At 39.3% G+C, this 6,299-nt stretch carries 6 protein-coding genes and 1 pseudogene; 4 read left to right on the forward strand and 3 right to left on the reverse strand.

Going from position 1 to position 6,299, the window contains the following annotated elements:
- Position 1: 1 nt before the first annotated feature.
- The 3 genes from ACFIMQ_RS05280 to xth all read right to left on the reverse strand — a co-directional run bounded on the left by ACFIMQ_RS05280 (position 2) and on the right by xth (position 2,701).
- On the reverse strand, positions 2–754 hold the full coding sequence (locus tag ACFIMQ_RS05280; RefSeq protein ID WP_375616878.1) for an amino acid ABC transporter permease: 753 nt from the start codon (positions 752–754) through the stop codon (positions 2–4).
- Positions 755–894: 140 nt separating this feature from the next.
- Positions 895–1,800: a transporter substrate-binding domain-containing protein gene (locus ACFIMQ_RS05285; RefSeq protein ID WP_375616879.1), complete on the reverse strand. Its 906-nt coding sequence runs from the start codon at positions 1,798–1,800 to the stop codon at positions 895–897.
- A gap of 118 nt (positions 1,801–1,918) precedes the next feature.
- Complete coding sequence (xth, locus tag ACFIMQ_RS05290) at positions 1,919–2,701, reverse strand: exodeoxyribonuclease III (RefSeq protein WP_375616880.1); 783 nt, start codon at positions 2,699–2,701, stop codon at positions 1,919–1,921.
- A gap of 489 nt (positions 2,702–3,190) precedes the next feature.
- Here xth and rpsL point away from each other — a divergent pair, with 489 nt between their 5' ends.
- The 4 genes and pseudogenes from rpsL to ACFIMQ_RS05310 form a co-directional block, all read left to right on the forward strand.
- On the forward strand, positions 3,191–3,562 hold the full coding sequence (rpsL, locus tag ACFIMQ_RS05295) for a 30S ribosomal protein S12 (RefSeq protein WP_005773262.1): 372 nt from the start codon (positions 3,191–3,193) through the stop codon (positions 3,560–3,562).
- An 18-nt stretch (positions 3,563–3,580) separates the two neighbouring features.
- The gene (rpsG, locus tag ACFIMQ_RS05300; protein ID WP_375616881.1) at positions 3,581–4,051 is read left to right on the forward strand and encodes a 30S ribosomal protein S7; all 471 of its coding nucleotides are present in this window, start codon (positions 3,581–3,583) and stop codon (positions 4,049–4,051) included.
- Between the two features lie 23 nt (positions 4,052–4,074).
- Positions 4,075–6,159 carry an elongation factor G gene (fusA, locus tag ACFIMQ_RS05305; protein WP_375703541.1) on the forward strand — a complete coding sequence of 695 codons (2,085 nt, stop codon included), beginning with the start codon at positions 4,075–4,077 and terminating at the stop codon, positions 6,157–6,159.
- 63 nt (positions 6,160–6,222) lie between these two features.
- Positions 6,223–6,299, forward strand: a pseudogene (locus ACFIMQ_RS05310) (elongation factor Tu); the annotation flags it as partial.

Here is a 6,299-nt window from a genome sequence, read left to right on the forward strand (position 1 = left end):
TTCAATTTTCCTGCGTTTGAGAATTAGGAATTTTGAGTATTTGTTCAATAATTGTCATCACAATAAATACGAATAAGGCTATAAGAATATAAAGAATCGTAACAAGCAAATAATTTTCGTAAACATGGCTTACCTCTTCAATTGCTTGGTATTGAAATTGCATGAGTTCATTTATTGAAACGGCGAATGCTATAGACGAATTTTTTACAATACTCATTGCTTCTGAAGTAAGTGGGGGCATAATTGCGCGTATAGCACGCGGTAGTATAATATAGCGATAACTTTGATACGTTGTAAATCCCATTGCCATAGCAGCATAGCGTTGCCCAGAAGGAATAGCTTCAATACCTGAACGAATCTGTTCGGCAATGCGTGCAGATGTAAAGAATCCCAACGCACATGTTACTAAGAGAATAGGGGAAAATTTCATCGCTGGTGGATAGATCTTAGGAACAACAAAATACCATAAAAACACCTGTACAAGGAGAGGAATATTACGCATGATCTCTACCCAAATAGCACCGATAGTGCGAAATATACAATTGGTTATGGAAGTATTAGGTAAAGTACGCATTGTTCCTATAATAACACCAAATAATACAGCTAATATAAGTGAAGTGATGGACAATATAACCGTATTTTTTAAGCCATCGAGAAGGGTGTCTAAATAGGTATGACTTACGCCAGGAGTCCCAAGGCATCCTGCTACCAGTGTTTGAGTAAGATCATCCCTACAAAGAAAAGAAAAGTCCATTAATTGATATTCCCTCAAATTAGTCATTTACAAATAGGACAATAAATCAACCGCATCTACATAGGCGGAATTTATCAAAAAGTGAACTAAAATATAAACCACACTCAATTTTTTAAGAGTGTGGTTTTTCCTTTTAAACTCTATAAATCTTTTCCTATGTAGCTTTCCCGAGGCTTATTATTGGGGTGATCCCAAGCATATCTTGTTTGTTTTGATAAAGGAAGATTCATAACAGTATTAGCAGGTGGAATCGGTTCCATAAACCACTTATTGTAAAGTTTTTCAAGTGATTCGTCTTTGATCTGGCGTACGATACTATCGTTGATTGCTTGTTCAAATTTTTTGTCATGTAATCTGAGCATGCAAGCGATGGGTTCGACTGAAAGTACAGGGTCGAGAATGACATAATCAGATGGTTTTTTTGATTTTGCAATATGTCCAGCAAGAATTGAGGCATCCATAACAAATGCATCGGCTTTACCAGATTCTAATAATAAGAAGCTATCTCCATGATCTTTTCCTTTGATGACCTTAAAGTTAATGTTTTTTGCGCGTTTGTTTTTACGAATAAGTTGAACAGATGTTGTACCAGTGGTCGTCGCAACTGTTTTTCCATTTAAATCGTCAAGAGATTTAATGTTAGAATTTCTCTTTACAGCAATTCGAACCTCTTCGACGTATGTCGTATAAGCAAATGCTGCTTCTTTACTACGGGAGATATCATTTGTTGTTGATCCGCACTCAAAATCATAGGTATTATTTTTTAAGAGAGGAATCCTATTTTGAGAAGTGATGGGAAGATAGTGAATTCTAATTGGTTTACCAATTTTTTTTGAAATATCATCAATGATACGTTCTGCCATTTCTGTATGAAAACCTACATATTTATTATTACCAAGAGCGTAGGCCAAACCAGATGATTCACGGACACCTAAAGTGATTTCCCCTGTTTTTTTTATTTTTTCAAGCGTATCATTTTTAGCATGCGCGATACTTGTGAGCCCAATGGCTGCTGCTGCAATAAATATTAACAATGATTTCTTCATTTCTGTCCTCCATTCATTTATTGTAGTTGTTTAAGATATAATCTTTATTTGGTGTAGCATAGTTATTATTTATCGAATGATTTTTTTTGCTGTCTCACAAAATAAGGGCTATAGTTTTTTAATTGACATTAAGCTGAATCCAAACAGGAACGTGGTCAGATGGTTTTTGATATCCCCTTACTTCTGTCTGGCTATGAGCGCAAATAAGATGATCAACAGCTTCTGGTGATAATAATAAATGATCAATGCGGATCCCATTATTTTTAGGCCATGACCCAGCTTGGAAATCCCAAAAACTGTAGGAGGGTGTATCGGTGACATTCCGGATAGCATCGTAGAGACCTAAATGAAGAATACGTTGGAATGCTTTTCTTGTTTGTTGAAGAAATAAAGCATCTTGATACCATTCTTGAGGGTTTTTTGCATCTAATGGGGTGGGGATGACATTATAATCACCTGCTAGGACAAGAGGTTCTTCGTATGCAAGCAATGATTTTGCATGTGCACATAATCTTTCCATCCATTCCATCTTATAGGAATATTTTTCACTCTCAGTAGGGTTTCCATTTGGCAAATAGAGAGATGCAACACGGACAACACCTTTATTTGTTGAATAAACGGCTTCAATGTAACGTGTTTGTTCGTCATTATCGTTGCCTGGTAATCGACGGATCACTTCATCTGGTGTTTTTTTAGAAAGAAGCGCAACGCCATTAAAACTTTTTTGTCCGTGTATTTCTATATGGTAACCTAAATTTTCAATTGCATCGCGTGGAAAGTTTTCATCAATACTTTTAGTTTCCTGTAGACAGACTATGTCCGGCTGATTTTGCTGTAGCCATTGATATAATGTTTCATGTCGTGCTTTTATTCCGGCAATATTCCACGTTGCTATTTTCATGGTGCTCATCATTAAATATCACATGTGCAATTTAATTTTCTGCATTCAAGTTTTATAACAGTCACAGCTTCTTTTTTTATTTGTAGAGGCATGTGATTATGATAAATTGATTTATCAAGAATACTGGCAAAAGCAAATGTAAAGTTTTAAAATTTAATTTATTTTCATTTTTAAAAACTTTCTGCTGTTTAGTTCTTGACGAATGTACGTGTTCTCGCTATTAGAGACAGACATAACCGATGTAGAAATGATCAGTGGTTTTGGATATGTCCAAAAGATCATTCATAAAGGGTGTTAAGAAGATTAAAAGCAAGTGCTAGTGCAAGAGGCTATTGCCTTCTCTGCTTGTGGTCGGGTGAACTGTTTTTGCAGGTGGCCCGATTTTGTGTGTAGAATTAAAATATCTGTTCTGATTCTATCGGAAGAGATGAAAAAAATAGAAAAGCCCGATTGGGTGATACGAATGTAGATCTAAAAGAGGAAGGTTACATGCCTACCGTAAACCAGTTGATTCGAAAGCCGCGTGTAGCGCCAGTTAAACGTAATAAGGTTCCTGCTCTTCAGTCGAATCCGCAGAAGCGTGGTGTTTGTACGCGTGTTTATACGACAACGCCGAAAAAACCTAATTCTGCTCTTCGTAAAGTTGCTAAAATTCGCTTGACGAATGGATTTGAAGTGATTGGTTATATTCCTGGAGAGGGGCATAATCTTCAAGAGCACTCTGTTGTGATGATCCGTGGTGGTCGTGTGAAAGATTTGCCGGGAGTTCGTTATCACATTATTCGTGGTTTGCTTGATACGCAGGGTGTCAAGAATCGTAAACAGCGTCGTTCAAAGTATGGCGCGAAGCGTCCGAAATAATATTGAGAGACAAAGCCAATGTCCCGTCGTCATAGAGCAGAAAAGCGTGAAATTAATCCAGATCCTAAATTTGGTGATTTGGTCATTATGAAATTTATGAATGCCATTATGTTTGATGGTAAAAAATCAGTTGCGGAGCGTATAGTTTATGGTGCTCTTGATTCTGTAGAGAAAAAAGTAAAAACAGATCCTGTTGCTCTATTTCATCGGGCTTTAGGGAATGTTGCTCCTCATATTGAGGTTCGTTCTCGTCGTGTTGGTGGTGCTACTTATCAAGTTCCGATAGATGTTCGTCCTGATCGTCGTCAAGCTCTTGCTATTCGCTGGTTGATTTCTGCTGCACGTGGTAGAAATGAGACGACGATGATTGAGCGCTTGTCTGGTGAATTGGTAGATGCGGCTAATAATCGCGGTTCTGCTGTGAAAAAGCGTGAGGATGTTCATCGTATGGCTGAAGCTAATCGTGCATTTTCTCACTATCGCTGGTAGATGTTTTAACTAAGGCAAAGATAATGGCTCGCGAATATAAAATTGAAGATTATCGTAATTTTGGTATTATGGCGCATATTGATGCCGGTAAGACTACGATGACTGAACGTATTTTGTTCTATACGGGTAAGAATCATAAAATCGGTGAAACGCATGATGGTGCTTCTACGATGGATTGGATGGAGCAGGAACAGGAGCGCGGTATTACGATTACATCGGCTGCGACAACAACTTTTTGGGAAGGGGCTGACGGTCGGAAGCGCCGCTTTAATATTATTGATACGCCAGGGCACGTTGATTTTACGATTGAGGTAGAGCGTTCTTTGCGTGTTCTTGATGGTGCAATAGCCTTGTTGGATGCAAATGCTGGTGTGGAGCCTCAGACGGAAACTGTTTGGCGGCAGGCTGAGAAATACCGTGTGCCTCGCATGGTGTTTGTTAATAAAATGGATAAAATAGGTGCCGATTTTTATCGTAGTGTAGAAATGGTTGGTTCACGGTTGGGGGCTAAGGCGCTTGTTTTACAGTTGCCGATTGGTGCTGAAAATGACTTTGAAGGTGTTGTCGATCTTGTCGAAATGAGGGCTTTAAAGTGGGATGGTTCTATTGGCGCTTCGGCAGAGATAAGTGAAATTCCCTCTGATTTAAAGGAAAAAGCTGAGGAATATCGCGAAAAGCTCATTGAAATGGCCGTGGAGGTTGATGAGGCTGCCATGGAAGCTTATTTGGAAGGTGTTATGCCAACCAATGAGCAACTCGTTTCTCTCATTAGGAAGGGGACAGTAGAGGTTCAATTTCATCCTGTTCTTTGTGGTACGGCTTTTAAAAACAAGGGTGTGCAGCCGCTTTTAGATGCTGTCGTTTCTTATCTTCCTTCTCCGATTGATATTCCAGCGATTAAGGGTGTTGATGTTAAGACTGAGGCCGAGACAACACGCGAATCTTCTGATGATGCTCCGCTATCTATGCTTGCTTTTAAAATTATGAATGATCCTTTTGTTGGTTCGTTAACTTTCTGTCGTATTTATTCTGGTAAAGTTCAGAAGGGTATTTCTCTTGAGAATACTGTGAAGAAGAAGAAGGAACGTTTGGGGCGTATGCTTCAAATGCATTCAAATTCTCGTGAGGATATTGAAGAGGCATTTGCTGGTGATATTGTTGCTCTTGCAGGGCTTAAGGAGACGACAACAGGTGATACTCTTTGTGATCCTTTGAAGCCTGTTATTTTGGAGCGGATGGAATTTCCTGAGCCTGTTATTGAGATTGCAATTGAACCGAAAACAAAAGCAGATCAAGAAAAAATGGGGATTGCTCTTAATCGTTTAGCGGCAGAAGATCCCTCATTTCGCGTTAAGTCGGATGAAGAATCGGGTCAAACTATTATAGCTGGAATGGGTGAGCTTCATCTTGATATTATTGTTGACCGTATGCGGCGTGAGTTTAAGGTTGAAGCAAATATTGGACAGCCTCAGGTTGCTTATCGTGAGTCAATTACTAAAATGGCAGAGATTGATTATACACATAAGAAACAATCGGGTGGTGCTGGTCAATTTGCTCGTGTAAAAATTGTTTTTGAGCCTCATGAAGGTGATGATTTTATTTTTGAGTCGAAGATTGTTGGTGGCGCTGTTCCTAAAGAATATATTCCAGGCGTTCAAAAGGGAATTGAAAGTGTTATGGGGGCTGGTCCTCTTGCGGGATTTCCTATGCTTGGTGTAAAAGCGACTCTCATTGATGGTGGTTATCACGATGTTGATTCTTCTGTTTTGGCTTTTGAAATTGCTGCTCGTGCAGCTTTTCGTGATGGAGCAAAGAAAGCTGGTGCGCAACTTCTTGAGCCGATCATGAAGGTGGAAGTCGTTACGCCAGATGATTATGTTGGTGATGTTATTGGTGACCTTAATTCTCGTCGGGGACAGATTTCAGGAACTGAAGCACGCGGTATTGCAACGGTTGTGAATGCAATGGTTCCTTTGGCAAATATGTTTGGTTATGTAAATACCCTTCGCTCTATGAGTCAGGGGCGTGCGCAGTATACAATGCAGTTTGATCATTACGAGCCTGTACCTTCGGCTGTTGCTTTGGAGATACAAAAGAAATACGCGTGATTTCAGGTTGTGTAATTAATTTTTAACTTAGTCCTTGGCTTGGACGGAAAATGGAGAGCTCAAATGGCGAAGAGCAAATTTGAACGTACAAAACCGCATGTTAATATTGGTACGATTGGTCACGTTGATCATGGGAAGAC

It is taken from the genome of Bartonella sp. AD13SXNS (assembly GCF_042196465.1).
GTDB lineage: Bacteria > Pseudomonadota > Alphaproteobacteria > Rhizobiales > Rhizobiaceae > Bartonella.

Excerpts from the sequence above, each read along its gene's own strand:
- rpsL (WP_005773262.1), top strand. The coding sequence starts at position 3,191 with ATGCCTACCGTAAACCAGTTGATTCGAAAGCCGCGTGTAGCGCCAGTT.
- ACFIMQ_RS05285 (WP_375616879.1), bottom strand. The coding sequence starts at position 1,800 with ATGAAGAAATCATTGTTAATATTTATTGCAGCAGCAGCCATTGGGCTC.
- rpsG (WP_375616881.1), top strand. The coding sequence starts at position 3,581 with ATGTCCCGTCGTCATAGAGCAGAAAAGCGTGAAATTAATCCAGATCCT.
- fusA (WP_375703541.1), top strand. The coding sequence starts at position 4,075 with ATGGCTCGCGAATATAAAATTGAAGATTATCGTAATTTTGGTATTATG.
- xth (WP_375616880.1), bottom strand. The coding sequence starts at position 2,701 with ATGAAAATAGCAACGTGGAATATTGCCGGAATAAAAGCACGACATGAA.
- ACFIMQ_RS05280 (WP_375616878.1), bottom strand. The coding sequence starts at position 754 with ATGGACTTTTCTTTTCTTTGTAGGGATGATCTTACTCAAACACTGGTA.